The sequence below is a fragment of the Pseudomonas sediminis genome, assembly GCF_002741105.1.
Classification (GTDB): Bacteria; Pseudomonadota; Gammaproteobacteria; order Pseudomonadales; family Pseudomonadaceae; genus Aquipseudomonas; species Aquipseudomonas sediminis.
Map to the genome: position 1 here is coordinate 454870 of NZ_NIQU01000004.1, position 17886 is coordinate 472755.

16 protein-coding genes and 2 riboswitches are annotated in these 17886 nt (G+C 66.1%); of the genes, 8 read left to right on the forward strand and 8 right to left on the reverse strand.

The annotated features are described in order from the left end of the window. Positions 1–4 precede the first annotated feature (4 nt). The 5 genes from CDO35_RS12745 to cobG all read right to left on the reverse strand — a co-directional run bounded on the left by CDO35_RS12745 (position 5) and on the right by cobG (position 5504). Positions 5–847, reverse strand: coding sequence for an AraC family transcriptional regulator (locus CDO35_RS12745; protein WP_099525092.1), 843 nt, complete (start codon positions 845–847; stop codon positions 5–7). 194 nt (positions 848–1041) lie between these two features. Continuing rightward, entirely contained in the window at positions 1042–2697 is a 1656-nt protein-coding gene (gene cobJ, locus CDO35_RS12750; RefSeq protein ID WP_099525093.1) for a precorrin-3B C(17)-methyltransferase, read from the reverse strand. A gap of 134 nt (positions 2698–2831) precedes the next feature. Further along, entirely contained in the window at positions 2832–3572 is a 741-nt protein-coding gene (locus CDO35_RS12755) for a precorrin-2 C(20)-methyltransferase (RefSeq protein ID WP_099525094.1), read from the reverse strand. Next, a complete protein-coding gene (locus CDO35_RS12760) occupies positions 3572–4198 on the reverse strand; it encodes a precorrin-8X methylmutase (protein WP_099525095.1) in 627 nt (208 codons plus the stop codon). The genes CDO35_RS12755 and CDO35_RS12760 overlap by 1 nt, the downstream gene beginning before the upstream one ends. Beyond that, on the reverse strand, positions 4191–5504 hold the full coding sequence (cobG, locus tag CDO35_RS12765; protein ID WP_099525096.1) for a precorrin-3B synthase: 1314 nt from the start codon (positions 5502–5504) through the stop codon (positions 4191–4193). Before cobG ends, CDO35_RS12760 begins: the two co-directional genes overlap by 8 nt. A gap of 93 nt (positions 5505–5597) precedes the next feature. Further along, positions 5598–5804, reverse strand: a riboswitch (cobalamin riboswitch). Between the two features lie 56 nt (positions 5805–5860). On the opposite strand from cobG, the gene cbiE reads away from it, so the two are divergent. Both cbiE and CDO35_RS12775 read left to right on the forward strand, forming a co-directional pair. Beyond that, positions 5861–7063, forward strand: a complete 1203-nt coding sequence (gene cbiE, locus CDO35_RS12770) for a precorrin-6y C5,15-methyltransferase (decarboxylating) subunit CbiE (protein ID WP_099525097.1) — start codon at positions 5861–5863, stop codon at positions 7061–7063. Beyond that, complete coding sequence (locus CDO35_RS12775) at positions 7060–7785, forward strand: cobalt-precorrin-6A reductase (protein WP_099525098.1); 726 nt, start codon at positions 7060–7062, stop codon at positions 7783–7785. Before cbiE ends, CDO35_RS12775 begins: the two co-directional genes overlap by 4 nt. Before the next feature lie 103 nt (positions 7786–7888). Here CDO35_RS12775 and CDO35_RS12780 read toward each other — a convergent pair whose 3' ends face one another. The 3 genes from CDO35_RS12780 to CDO35_RS12790 form a co-directional block, all read right to left on the reverse strand. Further along, positions 7889–8623, reverse strand: a complete 735-nt coding sequence (locus CDO35_RS12780) for a GntR family transcriptional regulator (RefSeq protein WP_099525099.1) — start codon at positions 8621–8623, stop codon at positions 7889–7891. 102 nt (positions 8624–8725) lie between these two features. Further along, entirely contained in the window at positions 8726–9415 is a 690-nt protein-coding gene (locus CDO35_RS12785; protein WP_099525100.1) for a FadR/GntR family transcriptional regulator, read from the reverse strand. A gap of 116 nt (positions 9416–9531) precedes the next feature. Then, positions 9532–10863, reverse strand: coding sequence for a C4-dicarboxylate transporter DctA (locus CDO35_RS12790; RefSeq protein WP_099525101.1), 1332 nt, complete (start codon positions 10861–10863; stop codon positions 9532–9534). 395 nt (positions 10864–11258) lie between these two features. Between CDO35_RS12790 and CDO35_RS12795 the strand changes: the two genes are divergently transcribed. The 6 genes from CDO35_RS12795 to bufA2 all read left to right on the forward strand — a co-directional run bounded on the left by CDO35_RS12795 (position 11259) and on the right by bufA2 (position 17875). Further along, positions 11259–11951 carry a (2Fe-2S) ferredoxin domain-containing protein gene (locus tag CDO35_RS12795; protein ID WP_099525102.1) on the forward strand — a complete coding sequence of 231 codons (693 nt, stop codon included), beginning with the start codon at positions 11259–11261 and terminating at the stop codon, positions 11949–11951. A 116-nt stretch (positions 11952–12067) separates the two neighbouring features. Continuing rightward, positions 12068–12261, forward strand: a riboswitch (cobalamin riboswitch). 370 nt (positions 12262–12631) lie between these two features. Then, on the forward strand, positions 12632–14704 hold the full coding sequence (locus tag CDO35_RS12800; protein ID WP_425048540.1) for a TonB-dependent receptor: 2073 nt from the start codon (positions 12632–12634) through the stop codon (positions 14702–14704). Then, complete coding sequence (locus tag CDO35_RS12805) at positions 14704–15471, forward strand: ABC transporter ATP-binding protein (protein WP_099525104.1); 768 nt, start codon at positions 14704–14706, stop codon at positions 15469–15471. The genes CDO35_RS12800 and CDO35_RS12805 overlap by 1 nt, the downstream gene beginning before the upstream one ends. Next, the gene (locus CDO35_RS12810; RefSeq protein WP_099525105.1) at positions 15471–16499 is read left to right on the forward strand and encodes an ABC transporter substrate-binding protein; all 1029 of its coding nucleotides are present in this window, start codon (positions 15471–15473) and stop codon (positions 16497–16499) included. Before CDO35_RS12805 ends, CDO35_RS12810 begins: the two co-directional genes overlap by 1 nt. After that, complete coding sequence (locus tag CDO35_RS12815) at positions 16496–17503, forward strand: FecCD family ABC transporter permease (RefSeq protein WP_099525106.1); 1008 nt, start codon at positions 16496–16498, stop codon at positions 17501–17503. The genes CDO35_RS12810 and CDO35_RS12815 overlap by 4 nt, the downstream gene beginning before the upstream one ends. Positions 17504–17617: 114 nt before the next feature. Continuing rightward, a complete protein-coding gene (bufA2, locus tag CDO35_RS12820; RefSeq protein ID WP_099525107.1) occupies positions 17618–17875 on the forward strand; it encodes a BufA2 family periplasmic bufferin-type metallophore in 258 nt (85 codons plus the stop codon). Positions 17876–17886: the final 11 nt, after the last annotated feature.

Sequence of the window (17886 nt, forward strand, 5' to 3'; positions counted from 1 at the left end):
CGTTCTAGCCGTGGTCTTGAAGCTTTGTGCAGAGGTTGCGGTAGGCACCTGGGGTAACGCCGTTGGCGCGGCGGAACCAGCGGCCCAGGTGGCTCTGGTCGGCGAAACCCAGGTCGCTGGCGACATCCGCCGGTGAGGTGCCGAGGGCCAGCAAACGCCGCGCGCGCACCAGCCGCAGTTGTATCAGGTAACCGTGCGGGGCGATGCCGAAGGCCGCCTTGAAGGCGCGGCTGAGGCGAAAACGGTCGACGCCGCAGGCCCGCGCCAGTTCGTCGAGGCCGATGTTCTCGTGAAAGTGCGCGTGCAGGTAGTCGCGGGCGCGCAGGGCCACGCTGGCGATCTGTGGGTTGCCCGGCAGGCGCTGGCGCCAGTGCAGGCTGCGCGAGATCCGCTCCAGCAGCGCATCCAGTGCCGCGTCGCGGACCATGCGTGGCTCATTGTCGCTCAACGCCTGCAGGGCATTGGCGATACAGGGCAGCAGGCCGGGATCGTCCGGCTGCGTGCGCGGCACGCCGGGCACGCAGTCGGAGGGTGCCTGCTCGAACAGCGCCGGCAATGCCTTTTCCAGCCAGGCTGGCTCAAGGTAGAGCGTGGAATAGGTGAAGCCGCCAGGTGTCGGCGCATGGCCGTCATGGATATCGCCGGGTTCGAGGAAGAAGGTCTGGCCAGGTACGCTACTGAACAGCGCACGGCGGCAGTGGAACTGCTGTACGCCCTGTTCGGTGAAGCCGATCAGGTAGCTGTCGTGCCAGTGCGGGTCGTAGGCGTGGCCCTCGAAATGCGCACGGATCACCTCGATGCCGGTATCGGCATCCTGCTTGAGGTCGACCCATGACTGCGCGTTCATCGCCTGTTGCCCGCGGTGGAAAGTTGAACGCTTGAGCTTAACCCGTTTGCCAGGCGTGCCTAGAACGTTTGTGCAGATGGTAGGGGCTGTGGATAAAACCAAGCACCTTGATCTGTAGGAGCGGCTTCAGCCGCGAAATTCGCGGATAAATCCGCTCCTACAAACGCTTGGCAATCCTGCTTGAGGGCGATGGTTTAGTCGGCCTGCGCTGGATACCAGCGCGGCGTGTAGACCCACTCACCGCCGTCGGCGCGCGGGAAGCGACGAGTCTGGCTGGAGCCGATGATCACCAGGGTGCGCATGTCGACCATCTCCGGCGTCAGCTCGCCGAGGGTCAGGCTGCGCAGCGCCTCGGCGGGGCGGCCGATATCGCGGCCGAGCACCACCAGGGTTTCCGGCGCGCGGTGCTGGCGCAGCAAGTCGAGCGCGCGGCCAAGCTGCCAGGGGCGGGATTTGGAAATCGGGTTGTAGAAGGCCATGGCCAGGTCGGCGATGGCGGCGTGCTGCAGGCGTTTCTCGATCACCGCCCAGGGCTTGAGGTTGTCCGATAGGGAGATCAGGCAGAAGTCGTGGCCCAGCGGCGCGCCAGCCTTGGCGGCGGTGGCCAGGGCGGCGGAAACTCCTGGCAGTACTTCCAGCTCGACGCCATGCCAGGCCTCGCTTTGCGGGTTTTCCAGGGCCTCCATCACGGCGGCGGCCATGGCGAATACGCCGGGATCGCCGGAGGAGATCATCACGACCCGGCGGCCGCTGGCGGCCAGTTCGAAGGCGTGGGCGGCGCGCTGCAACTCCTCGCGGTTGTCGCTGGGATGCAGGCATTGATCGGCGCGCAGCGGGCCGGCCATCTTCACGTAGGTGTCGTAGCCGAGCAGGTCTTCGGCCTCGTCGAGGGCGCGGCGCACGGCGGGGGTCATGTGTTCGGCGGCGCCGGGGCCGAGGCCGACCACGCTTAGGCGGCCACGGCGCTGGCCGAGGCGCTCGATATCCAGAGGTTGTTCGCTCAGCAGCAGGCGCAGGTCATCGCCGGCATGGTGCTCCGGCGGCAGCTCGGTGGTGTTGTGGATAAAGCGCAGTGGCAGGTTCAGTGCCTGCGCTGCTGCGTGCAAGTCGGCGTTGGCCATGCAGCTTTTGTCCGCGAGTAGCACCGCCAGTGTTTCTGGTGCCAGGTCGGCATCGCTCAGCGCCTGTTGCAGCCGCGCCGACAGGTCGGCATCGGGGCGTTCGATCAGCGCGGCCGCGCAGCGTGGGTGGATCAGCAGTTCGTCCGGCTGCGCCGGGCGTGCCTGCGCGGTGATGTGGATCACACGATTGGCAGCGTTATCCACAGGCAACTGCGCGGCGTCCAGCCAGGGCGCCTGGCCTTCAATGCGCACCTTTTCGCCGCCGAGCAGGTCGCTGACGAAGCGCTTGCCTTGCTGCAGATCGGCCAACGCGTAGCCGGCAGGCGGCTCCAGCAGGCAGGTGCCGAAGCGCAGCTCGCCGCTGGTGGTGATGGCCGGCGTCACACCCAGGTGCGCGGCGATCTCGCGAGCCAGGCGATTGACCCCAGCCAGGCCGCCGAGCAGCGGCACCACGGCGCTGCCATCCTCGGCCAGGGCCAGCACCGGCGGCTCGGCGCCTTTCTCCGCCAGCAGCGCGGCAAGGCTGCGGATGACGATGCCAGCGGCGCACAGCACCACCAGCGGTTGACCGGCGCGATACAGGGTGCGCAGGTGCTCGCCGAACTCGTCGTAGTGGCGCTCGGCGCCCTCGGCACGGCCGCGCAGACCATGGATCACGGCCTGTGGATAAAGCGTCTTGAGACGTTGTGCAGTGGCCAGCGCGCTGGCGCCGAGGATGACGATGTTCATGCGGTAAATCCTGTAGCCCGGATGCAATCCGGGGAATGGGTTTCCCGGATTGCATCCGGGCTACGGTCTCGAAACGGGTAGGGCGGGTGCAACCCGCCAGTTCGCTGCCGGCGGGTTGCACCCGCCCTACGGGATTAGCCCCGCCATTTCTGGCCGGGCACCAGAATCATGGAAAAGTACGGCGAATCCATCGGCTCCACCTCGTCCAGCGCGACGATCTTCTGGCTGGCCATGGTCGCGCGTTCGACGTAATGGGCGCGGTCGTCCAGACCGAGCTTGCGCAGCACGCGGCGCACCTTGTCGAAGTTGCGCCCGAGCTTCATCACCACGGCGGCTTCGGCGTCGCGCAGACGCTGCTCCAGCTCGTCTTCCGGCAGCACGCCGGAGAGCACGCTCAAGCTCTGGTTGCGATAGACCAGTGGCGTGCCGAGCACCGAGGCGCAGCCGAGCATCGAGCACACGCCGGGCACCACTTCCACCTCGTAGCGGTCGGCCAGGCGGTCGTGCAGGTACATGTAGGAGCCGTAGAAGAACGGGTCGCCTTCGCAGATCACCGCCACGTCCTGGCCGGCGTCCAGCAATTGGGCGATCTGCTGCGCGCAGGTGTCGTAAAAATCGGCGATCACATCCTCATAGCTCAGCGGCGGGGCGAGCTTTTCGGTGGTCACCGGGTAGACCAGCGGCTGGCGCTGCTGGGCGGCGTCCAGATGTTCCTCGATGATACCGAAGGCATTACCGCCATGGCCGGCATTGTGCTTGGCCTTGGCCACGAAGTAGGCCACCACGGGTGCGCTTTTCAACAGGCGCAGGGCCTTGAGGGTCAGCAGCTCGGGGTCGCCGGGGCCGACGCCCAGACCAAGCAGACGGCCAGCCATCACTCCACCTCCGAGGCGAGGGCGTTGACCGCCGCTACCGCCATGGCGCTGCCGCCACGACGGCCACGGACGATCACGTAGGGCACGTCGCGGCTGTCCGCGGCCAGCGCATCTTTCGATTCTGCCGCGCCGATAAAGCCCACCGGCATGCCGATGATCAACGCCGGTTTCGGCGCACCGGCGTCGAGCATTTCCAGCAGGTAGAACAGCGCGGTGGGCGCATTGCCGATCACCACCACGCTGCCTTCCAGATGCTCGCGCCAGTGCTCCAGGGCTACGGCCGAGCGGGTGTTGCCGACTTCGCGGGCCAGCTCCGGCACGCCGGCATCGTGCAGGGTGCAGATCACCTTGTTGCCTGCCGGCAGGCGCGGGCGGGTGATGCCTTCGGCGACCATGCGTGCATCGCAGAGGATCGGCGCACCGGCCAGCAGGGCGGCGCGACCGGCGGCACCGGCACCGGGGGAGAAGCGCAGGTCTTCCACCACGTCGACCATGCCGCAGGCGTGGATCACCCGCACGGCGAGTTTTTCCAGGTCGGCGGGGATGCCTTCGAGGTTGGCCTCGGCGCGGATGGTGGCGAAGGAGCGGCGGTAGATTTCCTGTCCGTCGCGGATGTAATCAAGCATCGGGGGTTCCTGCGGGGTGTTGGCGGGCGAACCAGGCGCCGGCTTCGTCGATGGTCATGGCTGGCACCAGTAGGCGGCCAAAGCCGGGCGCCTCGGGCGTGCGTTGATAGAGCTGGTAGTGGTCGGGCGTGCTGGCCAGCAGGGTATAGGGCTGCACGCGGGCGCTGGCGCAACTGCGCGGGCAGGCGCTGAGATGCACCTGCGGGCGGGCACCGCTTTCGCGCAGCAACTCTGCCAGGTGCAGGGCGTGGTGTTTGCTATCGGCCAGGCCGCGCGCGCAGGCCGCCGAGCCGGTGCAGGCGACCAGACCGAGCAACGGTTCGTCGATATGCGTCAGCAGGCCGAGCTTACCTAGCGCAGCCAACAGCTCAACGCTGGCGGCTTCCGGCACATTGCCCAGCAGCACGCCCTGCCAGGGCGTCAGGCGTAATTTTCCATCGCCGTGGTGCTCGCTCAGCTGGGCCAGCATCATCAGTTGTTCGGCATGTAGCCGGCCTAGCTGGGCGCCAGCAGCGACCATACACAGGCTGCTCTGCGCCTGTGGATAAATACCTGCCGGGACGTGGTCGAGCGGGACGGTCGGCTGCCAATTGACCGGCACCGGTTGCAAGGAAAAATCCAGACGCGTTTGCAGACGTCGCAGCAGTTCGTCGGCTGGGATCTGTTGCAGCAACTGGCGCATGCGCGATTGCTCGGGACTCGCCAGTTCGAGGAACAGCAGCAGGAGCTGGCGCACCAGCTCGACTGCCTGGGTCGCTTCGATGCGCGCCAGAGGCGTATCAAAGGGGCAGCCGGCCAGGCCCAGCAGCAGGTGCTGTTCGTTGTCGGCGGCCAGCCACAGATCGTGCGGGTGTTCGCGCATGGCCAGGGCTTCGCCGCCATCCAGTTGCAGGGCGAATTTGGGTGACAGGGCATGCAGCGCTGGGGTGTCCTGCAACAGGTCGAGCAGTTGGCTGGCTAGCGGGCGCATGTCCATCCGTGCCTGCGGGTCGAGGCCGGCGGCGGGGCTGAGCAGCAGGTTGCGCACGTCGTCGGCGGCGGCCACGCGCGGCCCGAGATTGGCGCTGAGTAGGGCGTCGATCAGTGGCGCTTCCTGGCCAGGTAGTACACCACGAATCTGCAGGTTGCTGCGGTTGGTCAGCTCCAGCACGCCACTGGCATGCTGCCGCGCTGCCTCGGCAATCGCCCGCGCCTGGGTGCTGAGCAGTACGCCGCCGGGCAGCTTGATGCGGCAGATGCCACCGTCCAGCGCAGGCACGATGCGCAGCAGGCCGGGGCAGGCGGAAGGGCGGACGGATGTGGGCAAGCGGTCACCTGTGGATAACGACGCGGCGACCGAACCAGCGAAATCCCATAGGGGACTCCATGGCATCGGTACACCCCGCCCGATGTTGGCACTCGCGACCAGCGTTCGTCGGCAGGTCTCCTGGCTGACAGGTCTTCGTCTGGCGCGGCCTTCCCGGTTTCCCAGTGGCACAGTGGCGACAGACTCGCTGTTTACAGTTGCGGGGGCAGCTCGGTCACGATCAATGATCGCTCCGGATTCCCTCTTAGGCCCGCTGTTGAGTCGTATCGACTCAAGGGCACCGACGAAGGCGCTATTATGCCCGCTTTGCCCGGAGCGCGGACAGGCGGTCCGTCGGGCCTGTGCGAGGACATTGGATGAAACCCTGGTTGACCCTGGTCGGCATCGGCGAAGACGGCTACCCCGGCCTGGGCAAGGCCGCGCGCCGCGCCCTGCTGGCGGCCACGCGCATCGTCGGTGCGCCGCGCCAGCTGGCGCTGTTGCCGCCGTGCATCACGGGCGAGCGGGAAACCTGGCCGAGCCCCTTCGACCTGCAACCGCTGCTGGCGAAGCGCGGCGACGCGGTGTGTGTGCTGGCCACTGGCGACCCGATGTTCTATGGCGTCGGCGCTAGCCTGGCACGCCAGATGCAGGCCGATGAGTTGCAGGTATTGCCGGCACCGTCTTCGGTGTCACTGGCAGCGGCGCGCCTGGGGTGGCCGCTGCAGGAGGTCGAGGTGGTGTCGTTGGTCGGCCGGCCGCTGGCCACGCTCAATGCCAGTCTCTATCCCGGTACGCGCCTGCTGGTATTGAGCGCCGATGGTGACACGCCGGCGCAGGTCGCCGAGGCCCTGCGTACGCGTGGTTTCGGCGCCAGTCGGCTGACCTTGCTGGAGCATCTTGGCGGGACGGATGAGCGCCGTATCGATGGTCAGGCCGCGAGCTGGAACCTGCCGCGTGGCGCCGATCTCAACCTGCTGGCTGTGGAATGTCTGGCCGACGCCGGGGCACAACTGCTGCCACCGACCTGCGGCCTGCCGGACGACGCTTACCGTCACGACGGCCAACTGACCAAGCGCGACGTGCGCGCGGTCACCCTGGCGCGCCTGGCGCCGCTGCCCGGCGAGCTGCTATGGGACGTTGGCGCCGGCTGCGGCTCCATCGGCATCGAGTGGATGCGCGCGCACTCGGCCTGCCGCGCCATCGCCATCGAAGCCAACGAGGGGCGCCAGGAACATATCCGCCACAATCGCGATGCCCTCGGTGTACCCGCTCTGCAACTGGTCGCCGGGCATGCCCCCGAAGCCCTGGCCGGGCTATCCGCACCAGATGCGATCTTTATCGGCGGCGGCGTCACCGTGCCCGGTGTGCTGGAAACTTGCTGGGGCGCGCTCAAGCCGGGCGGGCGTCTGCTGGCCAATGCCGTGACCATTCAGAGTGAGGCGGCGTTGGTCGCCTTCCGTGAACAGCATGGCGGTGAACTGCTGCGTCTGACCGTGGCCCAGGCACAGCCGCTGGGCGGCTTCGACACCTGGCGTGCGGCGCTGCCGATTACCCTGCTGATGGTGCGCAAGCCGTGAGCGCGCGACTCCTGCTGCTTGGCGGCACTACCGAAGCGCTGCGTCTGGCGCGTCGGCTGGGTCCGGAGACGGTGTACAGCCTGGCCGGTCTTGGTCGGGTGCCGGACGACCTGGCCTGCCGCGTGCGCGTCGGCGGCTTCGGCGGTGCCGAGGGCCTGGCAGCCTTTATCGCCGACGAAGGCATCGAACTGCTGCTGGACCTGACCCACCCTTATGCGGCGCAGATCAGCCACAACGCGGCCCGCGCCGCAGAAATCGCAGACGTGCCGTGTTGGGCATTGCGTCGCCCTGGCTGGCAGCCCGGCGCGGATGACGACTGGCGCGAAGTGGACGGTTGGGATGAGCTGACCCGCGCGCTGGCGCTGTTCGAGCGGCCGTTCTTCACCTCCGGGCGCGAACCACTGACGCACCTGCATGAAATTCCTGAGCACCAGCACTGGACGGTGCGCTGCCTGCAGGCCGAGCCGGCGCCGCCGCGCGCCGAGATTATCGGTGCGCGCGGGCCGTTCTTGTTGGATGAGGAGCGTGCACTGTTCGCCCGCCTGCGCTGCGACGTGCTGGTGAGCAAGAACAGCGGCAGCGCCTCCACCGAGCCGAAGTTGCAAGTCGCCCGTGAGCTTGGATTGCCGGTGTTGCTATTACGTCGGCCGGCGCTGCCGGTGGTAGCGCGCGAGTTCGCCGATCTGGACGCTGTGTGGGAGGCGCTGCAGCAGCGCCTCTGATATGGGGTTTCGCGGCGAAGTTTACCGGTTGGTGGATACGCCTCAGGGGGTACGCGGCAAGCTGGTGCGCGCGGCACACCCTACGGGGGAGCCGCGCTGGTGATCAGGCTGTGCGTCTGACCTTGAATGCTGCATGCAGGTCAGCCGTCGGTGTGGGTGCGAAGCACATCCTGTCGAATACACCATTGAGGTGACCGACCAGCAATTGGGTCGCGCACGAGATGTCACCAGCTTCCAGTGCCGTTATCAGCGCCAGGTGTTCCTCGCAGGTTCGCGCCGAATAGACAGCACCTCTGCTCAACGCGATGTTCAGCGCTGAACGCGACAGCAGGCTGCGAAGGAATTCCAGCAGCAGGTTGTTGCCGGCAAGCTCCGCCAGCTTCAGGTGAAACTGGCAGGCCTGCTCGATCAAGCCGGCGCCATCGCCTGTTGCCAGGCAGCGCTGCTGGTTTTCCACCAGGGCGTGCAGCGCGTGCAATGGGCTGTCTGCCAGGTGCTGGCCGAGTTGGCGGATGACTTCCGCCTCAACTAGCAGACGCGCCTCCAGCACCTGCCTGGCCTGGCGTTCGCTGGGCCTGCTGACCCGGGCGACCTGCCTGGGCTCGATGGTTACCGCACCTTCTTCGGCAAGCTTGGTCAGAGCGCGCTGTATGGTCCATTCACTGACCCCGAAGATCCGCCCAAGAGTACCTTTGTCCAGCTTGGCAGTGGGCAGCAGCCGTTTTTCCAGAATCGCCGCGTAGATGCTCTGGTAGACGAAGTTGCTGGTGAGTCTGGCGCCGCTGCCGTCCTGGCGAGCGGTCTGGATGGGCTGCTGAACAGCTGCGTTTGCACTCATGATCACACCTGTCGACTGGTTCGGGCTGCGTGCAGGCGAGCGCCTGTACCCACGTAGCGCCTGGGTAAAAATTGTCGGATTGGTTTGCCGGTTGGCGGCGCTTTATGCCAGCGGCACGCGGAGGTTGATGTTCAGGCGGGTGCCTTCGTTGAGGATGTGCTGGCGCATCGCCTGGCTGGCCTGCTCGCTGTCCTGGCGGCGAATGGCGCGCAGGATCGCCTCGTGTTCCTGGAGGATGTCCTCGGCGTAGTCCGGGTTGCGCCGGATCAACTGGTCGCTCTGCTCCAGCGCGCTGCCGATCTGCCTGGCAATGCTGAGGAACATGGGGTTAGAGCTGAGCGCCACCAGTTTGCGGTGGAAGCTGGTATAGGCGCTGGCGAGGGCACGCATGTCGCCGTCCTCGACCGCCTCACGCATGTCCAGCAGCAACAGGCGCAGCTGGCTCAGTTCGGAGCCATCGAGCGACTGCGCGACCAGACCGACGATGAACGGCTCCAGTGCATAGCGCAGTTGCAGCACGTCGGCCATCGTCGCGCTGGGCGGCGCCTGTACCTCGGGCAGCGCGGTGCCCTGGCGCTCCAGCACCATGACGCCCTTGCCGGGCAGTGAGCGCACCACGCCCAGGGTTTCCAGGATGGTGATTGCTTCGCGCAGGCTGGGGCGGCTGACCTCCATCTGCTCGGCCAATTCGCGCTGGCCCGGCAGCATCTGACCGACTGGCCACAGGCCCTGCTCTATGGGGGCGAGCAACTTGCGGACAACCGCGTCGACCAGCTTGGATGACGAAAACATGGAGCCTCCCTAAACCGCGAAACGATGAGTGCAGGCACGCGCCCGGGCAAAGCCACGCTCACCGCTGGCCACTCGTTGTGGCCTGGCGATGAGAGCAGACCTGCCCCGGGTTGTCATCAGCCGCGCGCCTCGCTTTCCTGCCCTACCGCCACACGCATCGGGCTGGACCCCTGGCTTGGGCCAGGGGCACTCAGCTTGCCGTCGAGCACCGCATGGGCGCGCTGCAGGTCGATGTCGTTGTCCCAGCGGGCGATGGCCACGGTGGCGGTGCAGTTGCCGATCAGGTTGGTCAGCGCCCTGCCTATGCCCATGAACCAGTCGACCGCCAGCACCAGCACCAGGCCTGCCGCAGGGATGGCCGGTACCGCGGTGAGGGTCGCAGCGAGGATGACCAGCGCCGAACCGGGAATGCCGTGGGCACCCTTGGAGGTGATCAGCGAGACCAGCAGGATGGTGATCAGGTCGCTCATCGCCAGGTCGGTGCCGGTGGCATGGGCGATGAACACTACCGCCAGGGTCAGGTAGATGGAAAAGCCATCGAGGTTGAACGAGTAGCCGGTAGGAATCACCAGGCCAACGGTGGAGCTGCGCACGCCCATGTGCTCAAGTTTGCGCATGATCTGCGGCAGCACGGCGTCGGACGAAGCCGTGCCCATGACAATGGTCAGCTCCTCACGGAAGTAGCGCAGGAAGGGCAGCAGAGGCACGCCGCACAGGCGCAGGACGCCGCCGAGGACGATCAGTACGAACAGGGAACAGGTTACGTAGAACACCGCTACCAATGCGCCGAGGTGGCTGAGCGAATCGAGGCCGTACTTGCTGGTGGTGAAGGCCACGGCGCCGAATACGCCGATCGGCGCCAGGCGCACGATCATGCCCATGATGCGGAAGATAACGTGGCTGAACTCGTTGATCAGCTTGGCCACGCCGCTGGCCTGTTCGCCGACCAGGTTCAGCGCGCTGCCGAACAGCACGGCGAACAGCAGCACCTGGAGAATGTTGTTGTCGGCGAATGCGCCCAGCACCGAGGTGGGGATCAAGTCCATGATGAAGGTCGCCGGGCCATGCAGCTCCTGGGTGCGGCTTGCATAGAGCGCGGCGTCGCTGGCCGACAACTCGTTGAGGTGGAGGTTGGCGCCCGAGCCCAGGCCCAAACCATAGGCCACCACCAGGCCGAGGATCAGGGCGAAGGTGGTCAGTACCTCGAAATAGATCACCGATTTCAGGCCGATGCGGCCGACTTTCTTCAGGTCACCGGCACCGGAAATGCCGCTGACCACCACGCAGAAGACGATCAGCGCGATCAGCATCTTGATCAGCTTGATGAAGCCATCGCCAAGGGGTTTCAGCTGGGTGGAAAGTTCGGGCAGGCTGAGGCCGCACAACACGCCGAGCACCAGGCCTATCACGACTTGCAGGAAGAGCGAGCGGGGGAGCAGTTTGAGCATTGTCGAGGTCTCCGTTCGGCGCGTCATCCATGCCCTCACGGAGGCCCAGAAGCGAACGCCAGATTGTTTTTATGGTCTTACCGGTCTGACCAGTTCAGGCTAAGCGCAATTTTCCCAACCGACAAGCCCCCATCTCGCGGATCATGCTGGGCAGGCAGTGGTTCGACATGACGAGATGCCCGATCTAGAGAGCATTGATGCAGATTGAATACCGTCGGTCAGGCAGTTTTTATCTGCGCTGGGTGCTGCGCTTGGCGCATGGCGATGTGTGGTTATCCAGCGCAAATGCTGTATCGACCGGTCAGACCGGATAGCTGAGTCGACGCGCGGGATGCGTTCGGGGTACGGACATCGTGCCGAAGCGGCTAGACTGCCGGACCGTTCTGGAGACTGTCATGAGCCAAACTCCCTACGCCCGCGTTCTGTTCATCGGCCTCGGCCTGGGTCGTGGAGCCTCGGCCGAGCGTCTGCGGCAGCGCATCGAAATGCTGCTCGGTGAAGCGCACCTGCACGACACGGAGCAGGATGGTTTCTGGCTGGCCATCGATGAGGCGCCACGTCCGCTGCTGGTGGTCGATCTGGAGCCGCGCGCCGATGCCGCGCACCGCGACTGGCTGCGCGAGCGCATCGCCGAACGGGGCGACGGAGCCGCAGTGTTCGTGGTCTGCACGGCGCTGGAGGACAGCTGGCTCGATGGACTGGGCGCGCTGTTGGCGCATCACGAAGCGCATCTCCCCTGCAGCGACGTACCGCCCGTTCCGGAGCACCACGCCTGGTCGCAGATTCCGCCGCATGCGCAACGCCTGCTGCTGTGCAACGGCCCGCGCTGCACGCGCAAGGGCGCGCTGGGCCTGTGGAAAACCCTGCGCCAGCGGCTCAAGGCCGCCGGCAAGCTGGAGTGCGTGGGCGGCGTGCATATCACCCGCAGCCAGTGCCAGTTTCCCTGTGACCTGGGGCCTACCGCGAGCCTTTATCCACAGGGCGAGTGGTACGGCATCAAGGACGAGGCGGCGGTGATTCGTCTGGTCGACGAGCGCCTGGTGGCGGGTAGGGCGTTGCCGGAGTTGCGCATCGACGAGCAGGCTTAACGCCCCCTTTCGCGGCTGAAGCGCAATGCCGGCCAGCCGCTCCTGCAGAAGAGCAATCGCCGCTAAAGCGCCTCCCACACCTGTCCCGCGCCTTGACTTGAGCGGAGGCGAGTGGTCATATCCGCCCCGCTTCAGGTGTCTCACGCCGCCGCGCGTGAGGTGAAACGGGAAGTCGGTTCAAGTCCGACGCTGCCCCCGCAACGGTAAGCGAGCGACCGCATCGAAACGCCACTGTGCGCCAAGCGCATGGGAAGGCGGTGCGTTCATGACCCTCGCAAGCCCGGAGACCGGCCTGGAGTCGTTTGTGTCTGGCAACCCGCGGTGGGCGGGCGTTGACTCCAGTAGGGCGCCCCGTGCCCCTGTCTGCTGTTGCGCATTTTCCATCGGATTGCCGTGCCTTTTCTCTTTGCGATGGAAGCAATATGGCGCGCCATTTCCGCTACAAGAACCTCTTTTCGTCATGCCTGAAAGAAGGGCCTGAGCTCGTTTTCGGTTACCTGCGAAACAAGATAATGTTATGTTATAACACTAGCATTATCGCTTCAGGCCAGGGTCATCAGCGGTCGTCACTGGCCGCTGCAAGCCCCGATTCCAACGCCTCGAAGCGACTCGACGAGCCTCTTCAACGCCCCGGAATTGTTCACGTGCAACACCTCTTGCGCTTCTGTTCTCTGCCATTGATGGTCTTGGTTGGCGGTGCCGCCCTGGCCGACGAATCCCCTGTCGATCTCCCCGCTGTCACCGTCCATGCGCAAGCCGCGCAGGAGGGCGAGACCAGCCTGCACACGCCGACCACGGCTGGCTCGCGTCTCGACCTCTCGCCCCTGCAAACCCCGGCCAGCACCAGCAGCCTGAGCGGCGCCGAAGTACGTGAGCGCAACAACCGCAGCGTGCAGGATGCAGTGACCCGCACACCGGGCATCAGCACCATCGGCACGCCGGGCAACGGTGGCACGGCGCTGTCGGCGCGGGGCTTTAGCGGCCACGCCTCGACCATGCAGCTGTACGACGGCACGCGTCAGTACATCGGTGCGGGCACCGTGACCTTCCCGGTGGATACCTGGTCGGTGGAGCGCATCGACGTGCTGCGCGGCCCGGCGTCGGTGCTCTATGGCGAAGGTGCAACCGGCGCGGTGATCAATGTGGTGCCGAAGAAGCCCTTCGCGGGTGACATCCGTAACCACCTGCGCCTCGGCTATGGCAGCGATGACCGCCGCCAGGCCGCGTTGGACAGCGGCGGCTCGCTGAGCGATGGCTTGAGCTACCGCCTGAATATCAACCAACAGGCCAGTAATGGCTGGGTCGACCGCGGTGACTCCGAGAGTCTGGCTCTGAGCGCTGCGTTGCGCTGGGATGCCAGTGACGACCTGAGCTTCAGTCTGTCTCACGACCAGGGCGACCAGAGCCCCGAGCGCTACTTCGGCACCCCTCTGGTCGATGGCAAGTACCGCGAGAGCATCCGCGATCGCAACTACAACGTCGCCAATGCCGATATTCGCTACAACGACCAGATCACACGGCTGACCACCGACTGGCGCATCAGCGATGCGCTGAGTGCCAGCAACCAGCTCTACTACATCAAGACTCAGCGCTACTGGCGCAACGCCGAGACCTACCGTTGGCAACCGGGCGACCTGATCAACCGCAGCAGCTTCTACGAGATCAAGCACACCCAGGAACAGGTCGGTGACCGCCAGAGTTTCACCCTGGATCACAGCCTGTTCGGCTTCGACAGCCGCACCGTGGTGGGCGTGGATTACAACCGTATTCACTTCGCGCGCCAGCACGATTTCGACAGCAGCTTCAGCGACACTGTCCCGCTTGCCGGCTCCGGTGGCGGTCAGTACCAGAGCTATGATCCACGCGGTTATGGCCCACGCGAGCGCAACCTGGCGCGGCAGTTCTCGCTGTTCGCCGAGAACCGCACCCAGCTGACCGAGCGCCTGTCGCTGGTCACTGGAGTGCGGCGTGATCAGGTGCATATCCAGCGTGACGATCTGCTGAGCGACAGCAGCGTCGACCGCAGCCTCAGTGGTGGCAACTGGCGCGCCGGCCTGGTTTTCGCCCTGACGCCCGACCTCTCGCTGTACGGCCAGTACGCCACCAGTACCGAAGGAGTGAACAACCTGCTGACCCTCAGCCCGAGCCAGCAGCAGTTCGACCTGAGCGAAGCCAAGCAGAGCGAAATCGGCCTCAAGCAGATGTTCTGGAACGGCCATGGCGAATGGACGCTGGCCGCCTATCACATCGTCAAGAAGAAGCTGCTCAGCCGCGAAACCCCGACCTCTCCCACCGTACAGATCGGCCAGCAGTCTTCCGATGGTTTGGAAGCCACCCTGCAGCTGGCTCTGGGCCACGGCTGGCAGGTGTCGGCCAACGCTGCATTCGTGCGCGCCGAGTACGACGACTTCGTCGACGGCGCTGGCGACCGCAGCGGCAATCGGCCGAGCAACGTGCCACGGCGCACCGCCAACCTGTGGCTGAACAAGGCGCTCGGCAGCGGGGTGGATGTCGGCATGGGCGCGCGTTACGTCGACGCCCGCTACGCCGATGCGGCCAACCAGATCGAGGTGCCCGGCTACACCCTGGTCGACGCCACTATCGCCTGGCAGGCACTGCCCGACTTGCGCCTGGGTCTGGAGCTGAACAACCTGTTCGACCGCCAGTACGCCACTACCGCCAGCAGTGCTGGCGAGCAGTGGTACCTGGGCGCGCCGCGTTCGTTGTTCGTCACTGCGGACTACAGCTTCTGATGCCGCGCCTGCGCATCCGCGAGCTGGCCTGGTCGCCCGACGGCCAGCGCCCGCTGCTCGACGGCATCGACCTGGAGGTCGGCGACGGCGAGCTGCTGGGGCTGATCGGCCCCAATGGCAGCGGCAAGACCAGCCTGCTGCGCTGCGCCTACCGTTTCCAGCGGCCCAGTGCGGGTAGCGTCGAACTGGACGGCGAGGCGTTGTGGCAGTGCTCGCCGCGCTGGAGTGCGCAGCGGATGGCGGTGGTGCTGCAGGAGTTTCCCCAGGACTTCGGCCTGCGTGTGGAGGAGGTGGCGGCCATGGGCCGCACGCCGCACAAGGGCCTGTTCGATGGCGACGATGCCGAGGATCGCCGTCTGGTCGACGAGGCGCTGGCGCGCGTTGGCCTCGGCGGCCTGGCGCAACAGCCGTTCGCGCGACTGTCCGGTGGCGAGAAACAACGCGCATTGCTGGCCCGCGCCTTGGTGCAGCAGCCGCAACTGTTGATCCTCGACGAGCCGACCAACCACCTTGACCCGCGTTACCAACTGGAACTGCTGCGGCAGATCAAGGCGCTGGGCCTGGCGACCCTGGCCAGCTTCCACGACCTCAACCTGGCAGCGGCCTTCTGCGACCGTCTGTGCGTGCTCGACCAAGGCCGTCTGGTGGCCGCCGGTACACCCGCCGAGGTGCTGAGCGCCGAGTTGCTGCAGCAGGTATTCGGCGTGCAGGCGTTGGTCGATACCCATCCACTGGCGGGTTATCCGCGCATTACCTGGATCGTTTGATGAAGCGTTTACGCACGGTTGCATCGGTAGGAGCGAGCTCTGCTCGCGAACCCTGGGGATCGACAAAAGCTTCGCGAGCAGAGCTCGCTCCTACACTCGTTGGCGCGTTTTTGCTGGCGTTGGCCAGCCCTACTTGGGCCGTCACCGTCACCAGCTGCGACCGTCAGGTAACCATCGAGCAGCCGCCACAGCGGGCGGTCAGCCACGACATCACCCTGACCGCCATGCTCCTGGCCCTGGGCCTGAAAGAGCGCATGGTCGGCTATAGCGGCGTCAGCGGCTGGAAGACGCCGACGCCAGAACTGCAAGCCGATCTTGATGATCTGCCCGAGCTGGCGGCGCGTTACCCTTCGCTGGAGAATCTGCTCGATGCTGGCGCTGACTTCTTCTTCGCCGGCTGGAACTACGGCATGCGTATCGGCGGCGAGGTCACCCCGGCCAGCCTGGAGCGCTTCGGCATTCCGGTGTACGAACTCAGCGAATCCTGCGCGCACGTCACGCCCGGCCGCGTCGCCAGCCTCGACGATGTCTACAACGACCTGCGCAACCTCGGCCGCATCTTTGCCGTCGAGGCGCGTGCCGATGCGCTGGTGCACGCCATGCAGGCGCGCGTGGCGGCTGTCGACGCGCGCCTGGGCCAGCAGCCCACACGGCCGCGGGTGTTCGTCTACGACAGTGGTGAGGACGTGCCCTTCAGCGCCGGACGCCTGGGCATGCCGCAACCGCTGATCGAGGCGGCCGGCGGGCGCAACGTGATGGACGGGGTGGCGGCCAACTGGATGAAGGTGGGCTGGGAGTCGGTGGTCGAGCAGGACCCGGAGCTGATCCTGATCGTCGATTACGGCGAGCGCACGGCGGCGCAGAAGCGTGATTTCCTCCTGCAGCATCCTGCCTTGCAAGGCGTGACGGCGATCCGCGAACAACGTTTCGTGGTGCTGTCCTACCTGGCCGTCACGCCGAGTCTGGAAAACGCCGCCGCCATCGAGACGCTGGCGGTCGCGCTGCATCCCGAGGTCTTCACCCAGTGAGTCGATTTCGTCTGTTGCTGCTCGGTTTGGGCGTACTGCTGGCGCTGTCCTGCGCCATCTCGCTGGGTTTCGGCGCGGCGCAGGTGCCGCTGGAGCGGGTGCTGGCGATCCTCGGCCAGCACCTGTTCGGCATCGTGCCCGAGGCAGCGGTGAGCCTTGGCCAGGACAGCATCGTCTGGCAATTGCGTGCGCCGCGGGTGTTGCTTGGTGCGCTGGTGGGCGCCGGGCTGGCGTTGGTGGGGACAGCGTTGCAGGCGGTGACACGCAACCCGCTGGCCGACCCGCACCTGCTCGGCGTCAGTTCCGGCGCGGCCTTCGGCGCCGTAGTAGTGGTGCTCTACCTGGGCGAGTTCGCCGGTCTGCTCAGCCTGCCGCTGGCAGCCTTCGCCGGTGCGCTGGCGAGCATGCTGCTGGTGTTGGCCATCGCCAGCCGTAGCGGTCGGCTGGAGAGTGACCGCCTGCTGCTGGCCGGGGTGGCGGTGTCGTTCGTGATGATGGCGGCGAGCAACCTGCTGCTGTACCTGGGCAATCCGCATGCGGCCAGCTCGGTACTGTTCTGGATGCTCGGTGGGCTCGGTCTGGCGTGCTGGGAGCTGCTCTGGCTGCCGGCACTGTGCCTGGCGTTGGCGTTGGCCGTACTGCTCGGCTTGGGTCGCGCGCTGAACGCGCTGATGGCTGGCGAGCAGAGCGCCGTAAGCCTGGGCCTGGAACCGCGTCGCGTGCGCCTGCTGGTGTTCGTGGTGGCGTCGTTACTCACCGGCGTGCTGGTGTCACTGTCTGGCGCCATCGGTTTCGTCGGCCTGATGCTGCCGCACGTGGCGCGCTTTCTGGTCGGCGCCGAGCACCGCCGTGTGCTGCCGGTGGCGGCGCTGCTGGGGGCGTTGTTCCTGGTCTGGGTCGATGTCGCCGCGCGCACCTGGCTGGCGCCGCAGGACCTCCCCATCGGCATCGTCACTGCCGCCATCGGCGGGGTGTTCTTCGTCGCTCTACTGCGTCGGCGCTGAGGCGCTGAAATTTTTCAATCCTGCTGTAACGCTGGTTCGCCTCGTTGCTCTAGTTCAATGCCGGCACGCAAAACACCTTAGCCCGGCTAACCCAGATCACTCGAGGATACGCACATGACCATGAAATCCACCGCTGCTACTGGTGCTGCCATCGCCTTCGCTGCTGCCAGCATGTTCGCTGCTTTCTCCAGCACCGTAGCAGTGGCCGAGGAAGCCAAAGTACATTGTTACGGCGTCACGTCCTGCAAAGGCCAGAATGATTGCAAAACCGCCGAAAACAGCTGCAAAGGCCAGGGTGCCTGCAAAGGTCACGGCTTCAAATCGATGACCCTCGCTGAGTGCAATGCCGCCAAAGGTACTGTCGGCGAGTAAGTGAGCCGGGG